The following is an 18,923-nucleotide window of genomic DNA, read 5'->3' as shown; positions in this document are numbered from 1 at the left end:
TCCGACAGCTGGTCGCCCGTCAATAGGCTGGCGCCAAAACGCCATTACCAAGGGGATTGCAGGCCTTTATGGCGTAATGCCGGAGTTAACGCCGGAGAACGTTTTCTTGATCAGATATCGGCGGCGCAGCGGAAACCGAGGTTCCCCGTGGAACTGTCGGGAGTGTTGCTGGTGCGTGCGGCCACGCGATAGCGGTTGCAGTAGGACTCGTGGCAAAGGTAGCTGCCGCCGCGCATCACTTTCGACTCGCCGGTGGCAGGGCCTTTTGGATCATTTCGAGTGGCCATACTGTTTTGGATATGCCATTCGGTACTCCACCAGTCCGCGCACCATTCCCAGACGTTCCCGGCGACTTCGTACAAGCCGAATGCGTTAGGTGCGAAAGACTTCACCGGAGCCGTTCCGGCGAAACCGTCTTCGGCGTCGTTTCGGCGTGGGAATTGGCCTTGCCAGATATTGCAGCGCCAGCGGCCTTTGGGGGTGAGCTCGTCGCCCCAGGCGAACTTCGACTGCTCCAGGCCGCCGCGGGCGGCGTTCTCCCATTCGGCTTCGGTGGGGAGGCGTTTGCCGGCCCACGTCGCATAGGCGTAGGCGTCGCGCCAGGAGACCTGGGTGACGGGGTGTTGTGGACGCTGGTTGACGTCGGAGCCGGGGCCTTCGGGGGAGCGCCACGTGGCACCCTCGACAGCCAGCCACCAGGGCGCGCCGGGGACGGTGGCATCCATGACGTGCCGGCGGATCTGTGGCTCCACGAAGAGATGGAAGACGTAGGACCAGCCGAACTGCTCGGCCTCGGTGACGTAGCCGGTGGCTTTGACGAACGTGGCGAACTGGCGGTTGGTCACGGCGGTGGCGTCGATGAGATAGGGAGAGAGGGTGACCTCGCGGACGGGGCCCTCGCCGTCGTCGGGGAACGCGTCGGGGTCGTCGCCGCCCATGAGGAACGCGCCCGCGTCGATCCGGATCATCCCGCGGGCGACTTCTTTGGGGTCGCGGTGGGGCGGGGTGAACGGGAGGTCGACGTCAAGGGTCACTTGGCGATCCGAGGACGGTCCACAGCACGCTGACATCGGGCTCTAGGTTAGCGGATCGGGCGAAAAGATCTTGTGCACGCTCTGGCGTTGTCGCTGTGCGGAGAGTATTGTCGAACGCATGAGCGAACAGTTTCTTCACAGCATGATGCGGCGGGCGCGGGTGGCGGCCGGGTGGCTGGAGCGCGTGCTCCTGCTCGGCCTGTCGGACGGCGGTCTGGTGGCGGAGCTCGAGTCGGTGTTCACGCCACGGCCGTTGGCCGCTGCCGCCGGCGGGCGCCTCCTCCGGTCGACGAGGTGCCGTGCGCCCGCCGGCGGGCGGTCAGGATCCGCGTGTGCGGTTCGCCGCTCCGTGCGGCTGTCGTGGCGTGAGAAGCGGTCTTCAGCGCGATCGCCGCCTTTACCTGAGTCGAACTGAGCCACTCTCAACCTCTGGCAAGAACCGCCACGCGTAGAAAGGAGCTTCACTACGAGATGCCATTAACCCTCATGTGATGCAGACGCCATACGTCCGGCCGGGCCGGCCTACGCGGCAACGGACCGCCAACCACGCGACCCCGAAGCGACCTCACACCAGCGCCTGACGGCCGCGCATCCGTGCCCGTGCGTGAGTAAGCCTTGCCGGCTGACGGCTCAGCCGCACGGCCGCACCCGTAGTGGGCGACAGTGCCGCAGCAACGACGAGAAGCACACAGGCGCAGCCGTACGACGGACGACCCGGGCCGGGTCGCGCGTTCGAGCCGTGGTCGGCCACACCGCCTCTCGGTTCAGCCGCTCTGCCACACCTGTGGCGCGCCACAGCGGCGACGACCAGCGCGCAGGCGTAGCCCGCACACGTCGTCCGGCCTGGCCGGGCTGTCGCGCCCGTGCGGTAGCCGGTCACACCGCGCCGCTCAGTTCAGCCGGATGGCCGCACCCGTGGTGCTCGCCTGTCCGGCGACGACAAGCGCAGGTGTAGCAGCCCGCTGGCTTCCGTGGGCTGGGCTGCCACGTTTCGGGTAGCGGGCGGGCCAGACCGCCGCTCAGTTCAGCCGCACGGCCGCACCCGTAGTGCGACAAGCGCAGGCGTAGCCCGACCACAGCTGCAGGGCCACCCTGTGGCGCCGCTACGACGACGACAGGCACGCGGGCGTAGCCGCACACAGGTGCGACCGATCCAGGCAGCCGTACCCGGTGCGGGAGTCGGCCACGCCGGCTCACAGCTCAGCTGCACGGACGCACCCGTGGCACCCCGACAACGGCAAGCGCGCGCAGCCCGTACGACGGTCGGCTGTGCTGCGACGACAGGCAGGCTCGCGCAGCTACGTTCGCGACCAGACCTGTCGACCGTGTAGGCCGCACGCGTGGTCAGCCGGGCGGATGTCTGCGGCCGGCCTTAGCCGTCAGGTGAGGCGGCGGGCGCCGGGAGCGGGCTGGACCACGAAGCCGACGGGTCGGCTGAAGCCCTTCAGCGCGAAGGCGTCCTGTACGCGGGCCTCCACCGAGTCCGCGAGTTCCGTGTCGACCAGTGCGATGATGCAGCCGCCGAACCCGCCTCCGGTCATGCGGGCGCCGAGGGCACCCGCCGCCAGGGCGGCTTCGACCGCGGTGTCCAGTTCGTCGACCGTGACTTCGTAGTCGTCGCGGAGGGATTCGTGGGATTGGGTGAGCAGTCCGCCGATGTCGCGGGGTGAGCCGGCACGGAGGCGCTGCACGGTGTCGAGGACGCGCTCGTTCTCGGTCACGACGTGGCGTACCCGGCGCCGCAGCATCGCATCGTCCAGGCGGGCGAGCGCGGTGTCGAGGTCGTCCAGCGAGATGTCCCGCAGGGCCGGTACGCCCAACAGGCGGGCCGCCTCCTCGCAGGACGCACGGCGCTGGGCGTACTCGCCGTCGACGTGGCGGTGTGGGGCCTTGGTGTCGATCACCAGCAGGGTCAGCCCGGCGCCCGCGAGGTCGAGCGGCACCTGCTCGGCCTCGAGCGTGCGGGTGTCCATGAACAGCGCGTTGTCCTCGGTGCACAGCAGCGAGGCCGACTGGTCGAGTACGCCGCACGGCATGCCGACGTAGTCGTTCTCGGCCTTCTGGGCGAGCTTCGCCAGCGCAGGACGCGGTATGTCGAGGCTGTACAGGTCGACCAGCGCGATCGCCGCCGCGCACTCGAGTGCGGCGGAGGAGGACAGGCCGGCGCCCAGCGGTACGTCGCCGTGGACCAGGAGGTCGACGCCGCCGATGTCGTGGCCGGCTTCGCGGAGCGCCCATGCCACGCCGAGGACGTAGCCGGACCAGCCACCCGGTGACCCCGGCGTGAGCTTGTCGACCGGCACCTCGACCCGGCCGTCCTGCTGCCGCGACACGAGGCGGATCACTCCGTCGTCCCTACGGGCGGCCGCTGCCAGCACGCCCTGCGGAATCGCCAACGGCAGAACGAATCCGTCGTTGTAGTCGGTGTGCTCTCCGATCAGGTTCACCCGCCCGGGGGCGGCCCAGACCCCTTCCGGGGAACGGCCGAGCTCCGCTGTGAAGTCCTCTTCCAGGCTCACGTATGTCCCTTCGTACGGTAGGCCCAGGCGTCGGCCACCATGCTTTCCAGATCCCGCTGCGGCGACCACCCGAGCTCCTGCCGCGCCCGCTCGTTCGACGCTACCAACGAGGGTGGATCGCCTTCCCGCCTCGGGCTCTCGACGACCGGAAGCGGGTGCCCCGTCACCGACCGAACAGCGTCCAGGACCTCGCGTACGGAGAACCCGGAACCCGTTCCCAGGTTGAAGATCCGGTGGTCTCCGGCCGTCGCCGCCGAGAGCGCGCGCAGGTGCGCGTCGGCGAGGTCGACGACGTGCAGGTAGTCCCGCACCGCTGTGCCGTCGCGCGTCGGGTAGTCGGTGCCGAACAGCTGCGCGTGCTCCCGTTCGCCGGCCGCCACCGCCAGCAGGTTCGGGATCAGGTGTGTCTCCGGATCGTGCCGCTCACCATGCCGGGCGTACGCGCCCGCGACGTTGAAGTAGCGCAAGCTCACCGCGGCCAGCCCGTACGCGCGCGCCTCCCCCTCGAGCATCCGGTCGACCGAAAGCTTCGAAGCGCCGTACGGGTTCGTCGGCAGCGCCGGCGTCTCCTCGGTGATCGGCGTCGTCGCCGGCTCGCCGTACGTCGCGGCGGTCGACGAGAAGACGAACCGCGGCACCTTGTGCTCCCGCACCGCGTCGAGCAGTGCGAGCGTGCCGCACACGTTGTTGCGCCAGTACTTGTCCGGCTTGGCGACCGACTCACCGACCAGCGACTTGGCCGCGAAGTGGAGTACGCCGTCGAACGTCGGGTCGAGTACGGACGAAGCCTCGTCAATCCCGGCCTGCACGAACCGCGCGCCCTCCGGTACGAGGTCGCGGTGCCCGGTCGACAGGTCGTCGAGGACCGTGACCTCGTGTCCGGCCGCCACCAGCAGCGCGCCGACGATCCCGCCGATGTACCCCGCGCCACCCGTGACCAGCAAGCGCATCAGACGTGCTCCTTCGCGACGAGCTCGCGCAGCCGTGCGGCGGTGTTCTCCTGGGGCACGTCGTTGATCCATACCCCTTGCGCCGACTCCGACCCGGCGAGGTACTTCAGCTTGCCCGGCGCCCGCCGGCTCGACATCACCTCGAGGTGCGCGGCGAACAGCTCCCGCCCGTCGTGGACAGGGGCTTGGTACCAGGCGGAGATGTACGGCACCGGGACGCCGAAGTTGGCGTCGAGCGCCCGGAGTACCCGCAGGTAGAGCGGGCCGAAGTCGTCTCGCTCGGCCTCGGTGAGCCCGATCAGGTCGGGTACCCGTCGCTTCGGGTACAGGTGCACCTCGACCGGCCAGCGCGCCGCGAACGGGACGAACGCCGTCCAGTGCTCGGTCTCGGCCACCACGCGCTCGCCGGCCGTCCGCTCACCCGCGAGCACGTCGTCGAACAGGTTGCGCCCGGTACGCGCGGAGTACTCGCACGCGGAGTCGATCATCTTCTGCGTTCGCGGCGGCACGAAGGGGTAGGCGTAGATCTGACCATGCGGGTGATGCAGCGTGACGCCGATCTCCTCGCCGCGGTTCTCGAAGCAGAAGACGTGCTCGACGCCGGACAGTTCCGAAAGCGCCGCGGTGCGATCGACCCAGGCCGCCATCACCGTACGAACGCGTTCGGGCGGCAGCATCGCGAACGACGTGTTGTGGTCGGAGGTGAAGCAGACGACCTCGCAGCGCCCGATGCCCGGCCGGGTGGCGAACAGGTCGCCCTCGCCGGTTCCGTCGGGCCCGACCAGGGAGCCCGGAGGAGGCGCGTCCAGGGCGGGCGTGTTCATGGCGAACGATGGAAAGCGGTTTTCGAAGACCACGACGTCGTAGTCACTCGCTGGAATCTCCGACAGCCGCCCCGCCTGCGACGGGCACAGCGGGCACTGGTCCGCCGGCGGCAGGAACGTGCGCGTCTGCCGATGCGAGGCGACCGCGACCCACTCGTCGAGGATCGCGTCGTAGCGCAGCTGCGAGCCGGAGGCGCGTTCGGGAAGCTCACGGAGATCAGTGGTGTTGCGTACGGTGCCGGCGTGCTCGTCGAAGTAGATGAGCTCGCGACCGTCGGCCAGCCGGGTCGACGTCTTCTGCATCCAGTTATCTTTCTGCTGGTTTCTGTCAACGACCTTGGAGCAAGACGTACGCCGGGTATGCAACCACACCACGGTGCGCATACGTCATATCGAACCTTATGGACGCATCACATCAACCCTTCGCGCTGGTGCCGCTACCCTTGCAGCATGTCCGAAGACCCCTGCTTAGCCTGCGGTTCACCCCGCTCCCGGTGGTGAACCGAGCATGACGGACGTGCTGGCCAACATCGGGCTCGCCCTGCTGTTCGTGATCATCGGCGGCGTGTTCGCCGCCGCGGAGATGGCCCTGGTCTCGCTGCGTGAGGGCCAGGTGAAGTCGCTGGCGCAGAAGAGCAAGCGCGGGGAGCGGGTCGCGCAGCTCGCGGGCAACCCCAACCTCTTCCTCTCGGCCGTGCAGATCGGCGTAACCCTGTCCGGCTTCCTGGCCTCGGCGTTCGCGGGCGCGACCCTCGCCGGGGACCTCGGGCCGGTGCTGGCGAAGGCGGGGGTACCCGCGCCCAACACCGTCGCGCTCATCCTGATCACGATCGTGGTCTCGTACGTCTCGATCGTGCTCGGCGAGCTCGCGGCCAAGCGGTTGGCCCTGCAGAACGCCGAGGCGTTCGCGCTGGGGCTCGGTCCGCTGGTCGATCGGGTGGCGAAGGTGTCCCGGCCGGTGATCTGGTTCCTGGCGAAGTCGACCAACGTCGTCGTACGCCTGCTCGGCGGTGACCCGCGGGCCGATCGCGAGCAGATGAGCGAGGAAGAGCTGCGCGAGCTGGTCACCGGGCACGAAACGCTCGGCGAGACCGAACGCGCGATCGTCGAGGACGTTTTCGAGGCGGGTGAGCGGCACCTGCGCGAGGTGATGCTGCCGCGGACCGACGTCGACTTCCTGGACACCAACACGCCGATCCATCGCACGGTGAAGCTGGTCACGGAGCGGCCGCACTCGCGGTACCCCGTCGCGCGCGGGTCGGCGGACGATGTGGTCGGCTACGTGCACGTACGCGACCTGCTGAACCCCGAGATCGCGAGCCGCGGAGCCCGGGTCGGCGACCTGGTGCGCGACGTGCTCTACCTGCCGGGCACCAAGCGGGTGCTCGCCGCGCTGTCGGAGATGCGGTCGGCGGGCCACCACCTGGCGATCGTGCTGGACGAGTACGGCGGCACGGCCGGGATCGTGACGCTGGAGGACCTGGTCGAGGAACTGGTCGGCGACATCCGCGACGAGTACGACGCCGACGACTCCGCGGCGGCGCGGCGGCTGATCTCCGGCGAGGTCGAGGTCGACGGCCGGATCAACCTCGGCGACTTCTCCGACGAGGCGGGGTTCGACCTGCCGGACGGGCCGTACGAGACGGTGGCCGGCTTCGTGATCGCCCAGCTCGGCCACCTGCCCGTAGTCGGCGAGACGGTCGAGCTCGACGGCAACCGCTTCGCCATCACCGAACTGGACGGCCGGCGCGTGTCGAAGGTCCGCTTCACCCCCGCCGGCGGCGGAGACGACCAACCCGAGGCGGTGGCCGAGGTCGAGGAGCCTCAGCCGGTCGACCCGGAAGCGATGGCAAGCCCGGCCCATCAGGACGCCGGTACGGCGGTGCTCGAACAAGCCCGCGACGGCGACCAGGACGAGCCGGCCGACCCCGAGCCTCCCACCACCGACCCGCGACGCCGACCAGCCCGCAGCCGTACCCGCGGCCGCAACGGGAAGGACCGGGCACGCGAGCAGGAACCCGCCAAGCAGGAGTAACGGGCCCGGTGGGCGGCCCAGCACCCGCCTGCCGGTGACTCCCGGGAACGCCTGATCAGCCGGTGCCGCTCGTAGGGCGCGGTGCTCGATGCTCCGGCCCTTGCCAGCTCGGCGGGCTGCTCGATCTGGCCTCTACCTGCGGCGGAAGGCAGTCGAGGCGGCGTCGTGTGGGTGTTGGTGGGGGCTGCTGGCAGAATTTCCGTCATGTCGCGACCCCGTGTCCTGTCGGGCATTCAGCCCACCGCAGATTCCTTCCACTTGGGTAACTACCTCGGTGCGGTCCGGCAGTGGGTGGCGATGCAAGACGAGTGCGACGCCTTCTACTGCGTCGTCGATCTGCATGCGATCACCGTGCAGCATGATCCAAAGCTGTTGCGTGAGCGGACGCTGCGTTCCGTCGCTCAGCTGCTGGCCGCCGGCTTGGATCCGGAGCGTTGCACGCTGTTCGTGCAGAGTCACGTATCGGAGCATGCCGAGCTGGCTTGGGTGCTGGGCTGCCTGACCGGATTCGGTGAGGCCAGCCGAATGACGCAGTTCAAGGACAAGACCCTGAAGCAGGGCACCGAGACCGCCACTGTCGGGCTGTTCACTTACCCGGTGTTGATGGCCGCCGACATTCTGCTGTACCAGTCTGACCAGGTGCCGGTCGGTGAGGATCAGCGGCAGCATCTCGAGCTCACCCGTGATCTCGCTCAGCGATTCAATTCGCGCTTTGGGAAGACATTCGCCGTACCCTCGCCGTACATTGTCCGCGAGACGGCGAAGATCCAGGATCTGGTCGACCCCACGGCCAAGATGAGCAAGTCGGCCTCTTCGCCGGCGGGAATCATCGAGCTGTTGGACGAGCCTTCCGTATCCGCCAAGCGGATCAGGAGCGCCGTTACGGACTCCGGCCGGGAGATTCAGTTCAACCAGGACGAGAAGCCCGGAGTATCCAACTTGTTGACCATTTTGGCCGCGCTTTCCGGACAGCCCGTCGCAGAGCTCGAATCCGCCTACATTGGGAAGGGGTACGGCGATTTGAAGCGCGATGTTGCGGAGGCCGTAGTGGAGTTCGCTGCGCCGTTCAGGGCCAAGACGCTGGCGCTGTTGGAAGACCGGGAGAGCCTGGACCAGGTGCTCGCCCGCGGGGCCGATCGTGCCCGGGCGGTCGCGTCCAGGACTCTCGAGGCGGTTTACGACCGCGTGGGCTTCGTACGGGCGAAGCGTTAACCGCGGTGCGCACGATTGGTGTCGCGGTCGCGATCCCCGAACCCTACGGCGGCGAGCTGATGCGCTGGCGCTCAGCGCTCGGTGACCCGTCAGCTGAGAAGATCCCGACCCACGTGACCCTGCTGCCGCCGACCAAGGTCGACGACGACGCGATGCCTGGCATCGAGCTGCACCTGCTCGCCGTAGCCGAGTCGTCGCAGACGTTTGTGATGCGGTTACGAGGAACGGCCACGTTCCGCCCGGTGTCACCGGTGGTGTTCATCCAGCTGGCCGAGGGCATTTCGTCGTGTGAGCGGCTGGCTGAACGCGTACGTTCCGGGCCGCTCGACCGCGAGCTGGCGTTCCCGTACCACCCGCACGTCACGATCGCGCACGACCTGTCCGACTCGGCGCTCGACAAGGCGTACGAGGCGCTGGAGAACTACGAGTGCGCGTTCAACGTGCAGGCGTTCAGCCTGTTCGAGCACGGCGCGGACGGGGTGTGGCGGCCGCAGCGCGACTTCGCGCTGGGTGGTCCGTTGCCGGGGCCGGTACCAGAACCGGAGTCTCTCCAGGTCTGAGTGGCCTCGCTCGGGGTAGGCGGTAACCGTGAGTGTCGTCAGCGCGGGTAAACAGACCGTAACGAAGATCAGCGACCGAGTACGCGATCTCACCCAGCGTGCTCGCGACCGCTGGTCGTTGTTCGATCACTTAGCGCGAGCAGGTGCGCATTACGGAGAGGTACTCGGATCGCAGCTCGCCGCGGGTGTCACGTACTTCGGCTTCCTGTCTTTCTTCCCGCTGATCGCGCTGGGCTTCGCGGTGGTCGGGTACGTCGTGGCTTACGTGCCGGGGGCCGGTGACGCGCTGACCAATGCGCTGTCAGAGTTCCTGCCTGGCCTGGTCGGCGACGGCAGGGGGCAGATCAACGTCGAGCAGATCGCGTCGGCGAAGGCGGGCGCGGGGATCATCGGTCTGGTCGGTCTGCTGTACTCCGGCATCGGGGCGATCTCGGCGCTCCGAACCGCGCTGCACGGGGTCTTCAACCCCGGTGTCAAGGAGGAGCAGCGCAACTTCGTCGTCGGCAAGGCGATGGATCTGGTCGTACTCCTCGTCGTCGGCCTGGTCGCGGTGGTCTCGGTGTCGGTCGGCAGTGTGGTGACGGCGATGACCGGGCAGCTCGTGGGATGGCTGGGGCTGTCGGACGTGCCTGGGAGCGGGCTGGTCCTGTGGCTGCTGGCCTCGGCGGTGGGGATCGGGACGAGCACGCTGGCGTTCTTCATCACCTACCGGCTGCTGCCGAAGAACGCCGGCCGCAGCCGCGACCTGCTGGCGGGCGCCCTGCTCGCGGCGATCGGGTTCGAGGTACTGAAGCAGATCGCGGGGCTGGTGCTGGGCCAGGTGACGAGCAACGCACTGTACGGCGCGTTCGCGGTGATGGTCGCGCTGCTGGTGTGGATCAACTACACGTCGCAGCTGGCCGTGTTGGGCGCAAGCTGGGCCGCGACGGCCTCGGCGCGGGCCGCGGCGGAAGGCGCCGACGAAGCCGGCGACGCCGATGACAAGCCCGAGGACAAGGCGAACGACCAGGAATCCGACCGGGACGCGACTGGGGCTGGAACCCGAGCGGCTGGAGCGGACCGGGACGCAGCTGAGGCGAGCACGGACGAGGCGAGCACGGCTGGAGCGGACGCGGCTAAGGCGGACGCAGCTGAGGCTGGGCACGGACGGATTCCGCGGCCGAGGGGGTCAGGGCAGGAGGCCGACCAGGCCCAGTCCCCTCATCGCGGCCGCCGGATCGGGCATGCGCTCGGTCGCCGGATCGGCAGTGTGCTTGGCCGCCATCGTCGTGACCAAAGTCCGCGGCACAGGAGCCGCTCCGACTAGTCGTCCTGGCCATTGCCGTTGCGCGTGCCAAGGTCCGGGCATCGGAGTCGCTCGGGCTCACCCGGCTGCGGAGCTCACCCGGCTGCGGAGCTCACCCGGCTGCGGAGCTCACCCGTACTCACTCCTGCTCTTGCTTGGCGCGTACGTGGGTGATCACCCGTGCGCCTGCCATCACGAAGAACAGCACCGCCGCCGCCCACAGCCAGAGCGGCAATCCGGCGAAGCGCGTCGTCGCCAGGTTGAAGCCGCCTTCCGGTGCGGCGACCGGAGTGTTGGACGTCGTGGGGTTCGGCTGCTTGCCGGCAAGTTCCGACGTCTCGGGCTTCTCGGTCTGGGCGGTCTGCGTACGCTTCGGGTTCTTCGCCTCGACCGCCGCCGCGACGTCGGAAGGCTTGACCAGCGTGCCGACCGGCTCGACCTGGCCCACGGCCGTGAAGCCCCAGTCGAACAGCTGCTCAACCTTGTCGTACGACGGCTGCTCGATCCGCATCGCGGTGATCAGCAAGCGGTGTCCGTTGCGCTCGACGGCCGCGACCAGCGTGTTCTTCGCAAGCGTGGTGTAGCCGTTCTTGATGCCGATGGTGCCTTTGTAGTAGTGGCTGGTCAGCAGCTTGTTGGTGTTCTGGATCTGGTACGTCTTGCCCTTGCGGCCGGGGAAGCTGTAGGCGGTCGTCGAGCAGTACTTGCGGAAGTCGGCGTTCTGCATGCCCTCGCGCCCGAACAGCGCCAGGTCGTACGCCGACGACAGCTGACCGTCCTCGTCAAGTCCCTCTGGCGTCACCGCGTGGGTGTCGAACGCGCCGAGCCGCTTGGCCTCCGCGTTCATCAGGCTCACAGTCGCCTTCAGGCCGCCGCTCGCGTTGGCGAGCGCCATCGCCGCGTCATTTCCGGAAGGCAGGAAAAGGCCGTAGAAAAGCTGATCGATGGTGTAAACGCTGCCTGCTTCGACCCCGACCCGGCTGCCGATCATGTCCGCGTCCTGCCGGACGGCGGTGTAACGCGCACGTTTGTCCAAGCGGGGCAGCAAGGTGACCGCGGTGAGCGTCTTCAACGTACTGGCGGGGCGAAGCCGCTGGTGTGCGTTCTTGGCCGCCAGAATCTCACCGGTGTCGAGATCTGCGATGACATAGGAACCCATCGCGACATCCGGGGGCGCGGGAATCGGCGATTCCCGATCTATGGCAACGCCCTTGTTCCCAAGCTGCTTCCCGCCTACCGGGCCGTCGAACGGATTCGCGGATTTGCCATCGGCATATGCGGGTATGGACATGGCGCTTAGAGCGGCGAGAAGGACTACCGAGACAGCCGCGAGCGCACGCGAGAACGAGCCAACGCTCGTGCGTGGGAAGCAGGACATGGTGCGGAAACAGTAGTACGCGCGGTGGAGGCTTCGCATCCTCCCCGAGGGCCTTTGTGGAAACCTTTGCCGCTCCACCATTCAAGATCAACTATCAGTAGTGGAATACCTGCATTTGGGTGATCATTTACCCATTATCACCGGTTCGAAGCGCTTTGTAGCCAATCGCCGTCAGAGCTGCGGCAATGGCCAGGTTGACCACGATCAGGACGGTGTGTGCAACGTAGTAGCCGGTCGGACGGCCCTCGGTCGAGGCGAGGTTGCGGATGAACATGGCGTACGTCAGGACGTTCCACGCGGCGATCGCGAGCAGGAACACGGCGAGCTTCTTGGTGATCCTCACGAGCCCTCACCGTACGCTGGGAGCGTGACACGCAGTGAGTCCGGCCGACCGGATCGTTCCGGCGGCGGGCCCGGGCGCCCCACCTCGGAGTCCGGGCTTCCGATCGAGCCGGTCTACGGTCCACAAGACCTGGCCGGCTGGGATCCAGCAGAGCGCCTGGGCGAGCCTGGCGCCTATCCGTACACGCGCGGGATCTATCCGACGATGTACACCGGGCGGCCGTGGACGATGCGGCAGTACGCCGGCTTCGGGACGGCCCGCACGTCCAACCAGCGGTATCACCAGCTGATCGAGGCCGGCACGCATGGGCTTTCGGTCGCGTTCGACCTGCCGACGCAGATGGGGTACGACTCCGACGCGCCGACGGCGGCGGGCGAGGTCGGAAAGGTCGGCGTCGCGATCGACTCGGTGGACGACATGGCACTGTTGTTCGACCGAATTCCGTTGGACCAGGTTTCGACGTCGATGACGATCAACGCGCCGGCGGCGTTGCTGTTGCTGATGTACCAACTTGCCGGCGAGGAACAGGGGATAGCGGCTTCCGCGCTTTCCGGGACGATTCAGAATGACGTACTGAAGGAATACATAGCGCGAGGTACGTACATTTATCCGCCGCGTGCCTCGCTTCGGTTGACAGCCGACATATTCCGCTACTGCAAGACGGAGTTGCCGCGGTTCAACACCATTTCGATTTCCGGCTATCACATGGCCGAAGCCGGGGCGACACCCGTTCAGGAGATCGCGTTCACACTGTCGAACGCGATCGAGTACGTTCGCGCGGCGCTGTCGGTCGGGTTGTCGGTGGACGAGTTCGCGCCGCGGCTGTCGTTCTTCTTCGTCGCACGTACGACGCTGCTGGAGGAAGTCGCGAAGTTCCGGGCGGCGCGGCGGATCTGGTCCCGGGTGATGCGGGAGGAGTTCGGGGCGGCCGATCCGCGTAGCCAGATGTTGCGGTTCCACACGCAGACGGCCGGGGTGCAGCTGACGGCGCAGCAGCCCGAGATCAACCTGGTGCGGGTCGCGATCCAGGGGATGGCGGCGGTGCTCGGAGGGACGCAGTCGCTGCACACGAACGCCTACGACGAGGCGATCGCGTTGCCGACCGAGAAGGCGGCGCGGCTGGCGTTGCGTACCCAACAGGTGCTGGCGAACGAGACCGACCTGACGAAGACCGTCGACCCGTTCGCGGGCTCGTACGTCGTGGAGTCGATGACCGATGCGGTCGAGGCGGCGGTTTTGGAGCTCATGGCGGCCGTCGAGGACCGCGGCGGCGCGGCGGCGGCGATCGAGCAGGGCTTCCAGCGGGACGAGATAGAACGATCGGCCTACCAGACCGCGCGCGAGATCGACTCGGGCGAGCGGGTGGTGGTGGGCATGAACAAGTACGCGATGGCGGAGGAGGATCCGTACCAGCCGCTGCGGGTCGACCCTAGGATCGAGGCCGACCAGCGGGAGGCGCTGGAGCAACTGCGCCGCCGCCGTGATGTGGGGGACGTGGAGCGCCGGCTGGCGGAGCTGCGCAAGGCCGCCGAAGGCAGCGAGAACGTACTGCCGCCGATGCGGGAAGCCCTGCGCTCTCGCGCGACCGTCGGCGAAGTCTGCGACACCCTCCGGGACGCCTGGGGGACTTACCAGCCGCCGGCGCAGTTCTGAGCTGGCCGGGCGAGAAACCGGTTTCTCGGACCGTCGAGTCGTCCAGGGTGGACATGGCGCGCTGAGGCTGCGCTGCGGCGATGACCGGAGAAACCGGTCTCTGGCGGCGGATGGCTCAGGAACACGTTTTCGGCCTGGCTGACCTCGGGAACCGGTTTCTGGCGGGTTGCCAGGAGCTGCGGGTACCAGGAGCTGCGGGCGCAAGGGTGCTCGGCATCTGAGAGACCGGTTTCTCGGAAACCGGTTCCTGAGAAACCGGTTCCCGGCCGCGGATCGGCTGGGCTGCGCCGGCTGGCGGGCTGGAGCTGCCGCCGGGCCGGCTGCGGCGTCCGCGCTCGGCCGTCGCGCTCGGCGGCTGCGATAGGTCGGTGGAACGGGCCGGCGGGATATGGGCGCGGGGAGAGGTTGGCGCCCGCAGTTTGGGTTGGAACCGGCTTCTGGGGAGGCTGCCGCGCGGGAACCGGTTTCTGGGAGCGCAGCAGGCTTGGAGTCGAGTAGGGAACCGGGTTCTGGGAGCGACGCCGGGCTTGGCCTCGGCGGGGAACCGGTTTCTGGGGAGGCTCGCGTCGGGAACCGGTTTCTCGGAAGGCGCGGGCCTGGCCTCGGCGGGGAACCGGTTTCTCAGGGGCGGTGCGGGCCGCAACGCCGGCAAGGCAGCGCGCGCCTGATCCGGCGGGGCTCGTCTGACGAATGAGCTGTGTGCGGCCTGCGCGTTCCGGGGAGCGGGAGGCGGGTAGGCACGTGTAACGAAACCCGATTCTCCGCGTCTTGACACTGTGTAACCAGGGTCGAGGTGCACAATGATGGAAGTTGTGGGAGGATTCCCGCTGGAATAAGCGGGCCGGGCGACCGCCATCAGCAGTGCGGAAGGGTTATGACAACACACCGTAAAGGTGGGGTGGCGTGCGTCACATACATTCCGAGGGGCACAATCAGACAATGCCCCTCGAATCAGATATTGCCGACGAGGTGGACAGGCTCGCCAAGACTTATGCGGACGAGCTCGTCATGTTCCGTCGCGACCTCCATGCTCATCCTGAGCCGAGTCGCGAGGAATTCAGGACTACCCGGGCGATTGCCGATCGGCTTGCCAAGGCGGGCCTCAGCACCACCGGGCTGCCCGTGGGGACCGGGCTTCTCAGCGACGTAGGCCCAGGACAACGGCCTACAGTGGCACTACGGGCAGATATCGATGCCCTGCGCCTCGCCGACGAGAAGGATGTTCCCTACCGCTCCACCCGGCCCGGCGTATGCCACGCCTGCGGCCACGACGTACACACCGCGATCGTCCTTGGTGCGGGGTTGGTGCTCACCGACCTGGCGGAGGCCGGACTGCTGGCGCATGGTGTACGCCTGTTCTTCCAGCCGTCCGAGGAGGTCTTCCCCGGCGGCGCGCTCGACGTCATCGAGGCCGGAGGCCTGGTCGGCATCGAGCAGATCTACGGCGTCCACTGCGATCCGCGGCTGGTCGTCGGGCAGGTCGGCCTGCGTACGGGTGCGATCACCTCGGCAGCCGACCTGGTGCACATCAAGCTCAGCGGAGCCGGCGGCCACACCGCCCGGCCGCACCTCACGGGCGACCTCGTACACGCGCTTTCCACGCTCGTCACCCAGCTCCCCACGGCCCTGAGCCGCAGAGTCGATCCGCGTGCGGGCGTCTCGATGGTCTGGGGACGGGTGCACGCCGGCGCTGCCGCCAACGTGATCCCGATGGAGGGCGAGGCCGAAGGCACCCTGCGCTGCCTCGACGTCGACGCTTGGCGCACCTGCGGCGACCTGGTGCCCGTGCTGGCCCAGGAGATCGTCGCGCCCTATGGCGTCAAGGTCGACACCGAGGTACGCCGGATGGTCCCGCCCGTCGTCAACGAGCCGGCGGCGAGCGCGCTCATGCAGCAGGCCGCGGAGACGACGCTTGGCCGGGCCGCCGTACGCCCGACCGACCAGAGCCTCGGCGGCGAGGACTTCGCGTGGTACCTCCAGCACGTACGCGGCGCGATGGCGCGGCTCGGCGTCCGCCCCGCGGGTACGACGCAGAGCTATGACATCCACCAGGGCACGTTCGACGTCGACGAGGATGCCATCACGACCGGCGTGCGCCTGCTCGTCGCGTGTGCGCTCCTCGCCGGTGACGAGTCGCTCGCCGATGGTTACGACGCAGCCTCGCTCGGTTAACCGGCTCGTTTCCTTTTGTTACGGGTCGGTCTCTTCGTGGCAGCAACTGACACGGTGTGGCCGACCCGGGTCCTGGCTGGGCTTATAGTCACCCATGCGGATCGCTCCACGGCTGTTGTAGCTCTGTCGACATCGCGCGAGCGCTGGGGCACCTGAGAACGATCGCCATGGGTAGCCAGGAAATTAAGAGGAGGCATCCACTTGAGTAAGTACCTGCGAGCTCTCGCGGTCGTGGGCGTCTTGGGGCTGGGACTGGCGGCGTGCGGTAGCCCGCCCCCCGACACCGAGTCGACGGAAACGTCCACCGCGAAGGCTTCGACCGACCCCAAGGCCAAGGACTTCAAGGCCTGCATGGTCTCCGACTCCGGCGGGTTCGACGACAAGTCGTTCAACCAGACGTCGTACAAGGGCCTGACCGACGCGGTGAAGCAGCTCGGGGTCTCGGAGTCGAAGCTCGAGTCGAAGTCCGACAACGAGTACCCCACGAACATCAACACGCTGGTGCAGCAGAAGTGCAACATCATCGTGACGGTCGGGTTCAAGCTCGGTGACGCGACCTACGCCGCGGCCAAGGACAACCCCGACATCGACTTCGCGATCGTCGACTTCGAGTACTCCGACGCCAAGAAGAACCCGCCGCTGCCCAACCTGCAGGGCCTGGTGTTCAACACCGCCCAGCCGTCGTTCATGGCCGGCTATCTCGCCGCCGGGATGACGAAGTCCGGCAAGGTCGGCACGTTCGGCGGCATCAACATCCCCACGGTGTCGATCTTCATGGACGGCTTCGCCGAGGGCGTCGCCTACTACAACCAGCAAAAGGGCAAGAACGTCCAGGTGCTGGGTTGGGACGAAGCGACCCAGAAGGGCGTGTTCACCAACGACTTCGAGGACAAGAACCTCGGCCGGACCAAGGCCAACGACCTGATCGGGCAGGGCGCCGACATCATCCTGCCCGTCGCGGGACCGGCCGGTCTCGGCGCGCTGGAGGCGGCCAACTCCTCCGGCGGCAAGGTCAACGCGATCTGGGTCGACACCGACGGCTGCGTCAGCGCCGCCGAATACTGCGGCTCGCTGATCTCCAGCGTGGAGAAGGGCATGGACGTCGCGGTCACCAAGTCGATCTCCGACGCGCTCAAGGACCAGTTCAGCAACAAGACCTACGTCGGAACGCTCGACAACGGTGGCGTCGCGCTGGCTCCGTACAACCAGTTCGACTCGAAGGTCCCCGCCGAGCTGAAGGCCGAGATCGACGCGCTCAAGACCAAGCTGGCGAGCGGTGAGGTCCCGATCAAGTCGAAGGTCCAGCCGGTTTCGAAGTAAGCCGTTACGCTGCGGAGGACAGGTGCTGCCCGCCTGTCCTCCCCGGCGTATCTAAGGGGTGCGTATGAAGCTCGAACTCCGCGGGCTCACCAAACGCTTCGGCTCGCTGGTCGCCAACGACCACATCGATCTCGTCGTCGAGCCTGGCGAAATCCATTGCCTGCTTGGCGAGAACGGTGCGGGCAAGAGCACGCTGATGAACCTCCTCTACGGCCTGTTGCAGCCGGATGAGGGCGAGATCCTGCTCGACGACGAACCGCTCGCCGTCCAGTCGCCAGGCGACGCGATCCGGGCCGGCATCGGCATGGTGCACCAGCACTTCATGCTGGTGCCGGTCTTCTCTGTCGCCGAGAACATCATGCTCGGACGCGAGCGCACCAAGGCGCTCGGCCTGCTCGACCAGAGCGGCGCCCGCAAGCTGGTACGCGAGCTGTCCGAGCGCTACAACCTCGCGGTCGACCCGGACAAGCTGGTGGAGGACCTTCCGGTCGGCATCCAGCAGCGGGTCGAGATCCTCAAGGCGCTCGCCAACGACGCCAGGGTGCTGATCCTCGACGAACCGACCGCGGTGCTCACGCCGCAGGAGATCGACGAGCTGATCGGCGTGATGCGCGCGATCGCCGAGAACGGCACCTCGATCATCTTCATCACGCACAAGCTCAAAGAGGTCAAGGCGATCGCCGACCGGATCACGGTGATACGGCGCGGCAAGGTGATCGACACCGTTGCGCCGTCGACGTCGGAGGCCGACCTGGCCGAGCTGATGGTCGGCCGGGCCGTCGACCTCGTTGTCGACAAGGATCCGGCCGATCCGCAGGATCCCAAGCTGGTCGTCGACGGGCTCACGATCGTCGACGCGGCAGGGCACATCGTCGTCGACGACGTGTCGTTCGACGTCAAGGCCGGCGAGATCGTCGGCATCGCGGGCGTGCAGGGCAACGGGCAGTCCGAGCTCGTCAGGGCCCTGGTGGGGTTGGAGACTCCGGTCAAGGGCTCGATCCAGCTGAGCGGCACCGAGCTGGTCGGACGTTCGCCGCGCGAGCATCTCGACGCGGGCATCGGCTACGTACCGGAGGACCGTTCGCTCGACGGTTACGTCGGCTCGTTCAGCGTCGCCGAGAACCTCATCCTCGACCTGATCCGCCGGCCGGAGTTCTCGCGTGGCGGTGTGCTGTCGCTGTCGGCCGTACAGAAGAACGCCGACCACCGGGTCGAGGAGTTCGACGTACGCACGCAGTCGACCGGCGAGCCCGTGAGTGCCCTGTCGGGCGGCAACCAGCAGAAGGTCGTGCTGGCAAGGGAGATGTCCCGCCCGCTCGAGCTGCTGATCGCCGGGCAGCCGACGCGAGGACTCGACGTCGGCTCGATCGAGTTCGTGCACAGCCGGATCGTCCGCGAACGAGACCAGGGCACAGCTGTGCTGATCGTCTCGACCGAGCTGGACGAGATCAGCGCGCTGTCCGACCGGATCATCGTGATGTTCGGCGGCCGGATCGTCGGCACCGTCGGGCCGGACGCGCCGCGCGACCAGCTCGGCCTGATGATGGCCGGCGCCTCGGTCGAGCAGGCCGCGCACGAGGCCGAGGAGCATCCGACCGCGTTGGCGGCAGTCGACCGCGAAGCCGAAGCGGTGCAGGA

General features: G+C 67.7%; 13 protein-coding genes and 1 pseudogene. 8 read left to right on the top strand and 6 right to left on the bottom strand.

All coding sequences use genetic code 11. From position 1 onward, the window contains the following. Positions 1-110: 110 nt before the first annotated feature. From ACYVF6_RS25565 to galT, 4 genes are all read right to left on the bottom strand, one after another. Entirely contained in the window at positions 111-1,070 is a 960-nt protein-coding gene (locus ACYVF6_RS25565) for a formylglycine-generating enzyme family protein (protein ID WP_460525058.1), read from the bottom strand. A gap of 1,343 nt (positions 1,071-2,413) precedes the next feature. Further along, entirely contained in the window at positions 2,414-3,580 is a 1,167-nt protein-coding gene (galK, locus tag ACYVF6_RS25560; RefSeq protein ID WP_460525549.1) for a galactokinase, read from the bottom strand. After that, on the bottom strand, positions 3,550-4,503 hold the full coding sequence (gene galE, locus ACYVF6_RS25555; protein WP_460525057.1) for an NAD-dependent epimerase/dehydratase family protein: 954 nt from the start codon (positions 4,501-4,503) through the stop codon (positions 3,550-3,552). The genes galK and galE overlap by 31 nt, the downstream gene beginning before the upstream one ends. After that, positions 4,503-5,630, bottom strand: a complete 1,128-nt coding sequence (galT, locus tag ACYVF6_RS25550; protein ID WP_460525056.1) for a galactose-1-phosphate uridylyltransferase — start codon at positions 5,628-5,630, stop codon at positions 4,503-4,505. The genes galE and galT overlap by 1 nt, the downstream gene beginning before the upstream one ends. 205 nt (positions 5,631-5,835) lie before the next feature. On the opposite strand from galT, the gene ACYVF6_RS25545 reads away from it, so the two are divergent. From ACYVF6_RS25545 to ACYVF6_RS25530, 4 genes are all read left to right on the top strand, one after another. Continuing rightward, positions 5,836-7,362, top strand: coding sequence for a hemolysin family protein (locus ACYVF6_RS25545; protein WP_460525055.1), 1,527 nt, complete (start codon positions 5,836-5,838; stop codon positions 7,360-7,362). A 204-nt stretch (positions 7,363-7,566) separates the two neighbouring features. Next, positions 7,567-8,574, top strand: coding sequence for a tryptophan--tRNA ligase (gene trpS, locus ACYVF6_RS25540; protein ID WP_460525054.1), 1,008 nt, complete (start codon positions 7,567-7,569; stop codon positions 8,572-8,574). A gap of 5 nt (positions 8,575-8,579) precedes the next feature. After that, complete coding sequence (locus tag ACYVF6_RS25535) at positions 8,580-9,134, top strand: 2'-5' RNA ligase family protein (protein WP_460525053.1); 555 nt, start codon at positions 8,580-8,582, stop codon at positions 9,132-9,134. Positions 9,135-9,162: 28 nt separating this feature from the next. Continuing rightward, positions 9,163-10,440, top strand: coding sequence for a YihY/virulence factor BrkB family protein (locus ACYVF6_RS25530; RefSeq protein WP_460525052.1), 1,278 nt, complete (start codon positions 9,163-9,165; stop codon positions 10,438-10,440). A 118-nt stretch (positions 10,441-10,558) separates the two neighbouring features. On the opposite strand, the gene ACYVF6_RS25525 is transcribed toward ACYVF6_RS25530, so the two are convergent. Together ACYVF6_RS25525 and ACYVF6_RS25520 are read right to left on the bottom strand one after the other, a co-directional pair. Next, entirely contained in the window at positions 10,559-11,710 is a 1,152-nt protein-coding gene (locus tag ACYVF6_RS25525; RefSeq protein ID WP_460525051.1) for a D-alanyl-D-alanine carboxypeptidase family protein, read from the bottom strand. 214 nt (positions 11,711-11,924) lie between these two features. Beyond that, entirely contained in the window at positions 11,925-12,140 is a 216-nt protein-coding gene (locus ACYVF6_RS25520) for an SCO4848 family membrane protein (protein WP_460525050.1), read from the bottom strand. 24 nt (positions 12,141-12,164) lie between these two features. Here ACYVF6_RS25520 and ACYVF6_RS25515 point away from each other — a divergent pair, with 24 nt between their 5' ends. The 4 genes and pseudogenes from ACYVF6_RS25515 to ACYVF6_RS25500 all read left to right on the top strand — a co-directional run. Further along, positions 12,165-13,793: an acyl-CoA mutase large subunit family protein gene (locus ACYVF6_RS25515; RefSeq protein WP_460525049.1), complete on the top strand. Its 1,629-nt coding sequence runs from the start codon at positions 12,165-12,167 to the stop codon at positions 13,791-13,793. Positions 13,794-14,732: 939 nt separating this feature from the next. Then, complete coding sequence (locus ACYVF6_RS25510; RefSeq protein ID WP_460525048.1) at positions 14,733-15,965, top strand: amidohydrolase; 1,233 nt, start codon at positions 14,733-14,735, stop codon at positions 15,963-15,965. Between the two features lie 201 nt (positions 15,966-16,166). Beyond that, positions 16,167-17,285: a BMP family lipoprotein gene (locus ACYVF6_RS25505; protein ID WP_460525047.1), complete on the top strand. Its 1,119-nt coding sequence runs from the start codon at positions 16,167-16,169 to the stop codon at positions 17,283-17,285. Between the two features lie 64 nt (positions 17,286-17,349). Beyond that, a pseudogene (locus tag ACYVF6_RS25500) lies at positions 17,350-18,855 on the top strand (ABC transporter ATP-binding protein); the annotation flags it as partial. Positions 18,856-18,923 lie beyond the last annotated feature (68 nt).

The sequence above is a fragment of the Flindersiella endophytica genome (genome assembly GCF_054779015.1).
The sequence above is the reverse complement of the archived record's forward strand: the minus strand, read 5'-3'. Positions and strand labels throughout refer to the sequence as shown.

Coding starts and splice junctions, on each gene's coding strand:
- galT (WP_460525056.1), bottom strand. CDS start 5,630: ATGCAGAAGACGTCGACCCGGCTGGCCGACGGTCGCGAGCTCATCTAC.
- ACYVF6_RS25565 (WP_460525058.1), bottom strand. CDS start 1,070: ATGTCAGCGTGCTGTGGACCGTCCTCGGATCGCCAAGTGACCCTTGAC.
- galE (WP_460525057.1), bottom strand. CDS start 4,503: ATGCGCTTGCTGGTCACGGGTGGCGCGGGGTACATCGGCGGGATCGTC.
- trpS (WP_460525054.1), top strand. CDS start 7,567: ATGTCGCGACCCCGTGTCCTGTCGGGCATTCAGCCCACCGCAGATTCC.
- ACYVF6_RS25525 (WP_460525051.1), bottom strand. CDS start 11,710: ATGTCCATACCCGCATATGCCGATGGCAAATCCGCGAATCCGTTCGAC.
- ACYVF6_RS25510 (WP_460525048.1), top strand. CDS start 14,733: ATGCCCCTCGAATCAGATATTGCCGACGAGGTGGACAGGCTCGCCAAG.
- ACYVF6_RS25545 (WP_460525055.1), top strand. CDS start 5,836: ATGACGGACGTGCTGGCCAACATCGGGCTCGCCCTGCTGTTCGTGATC.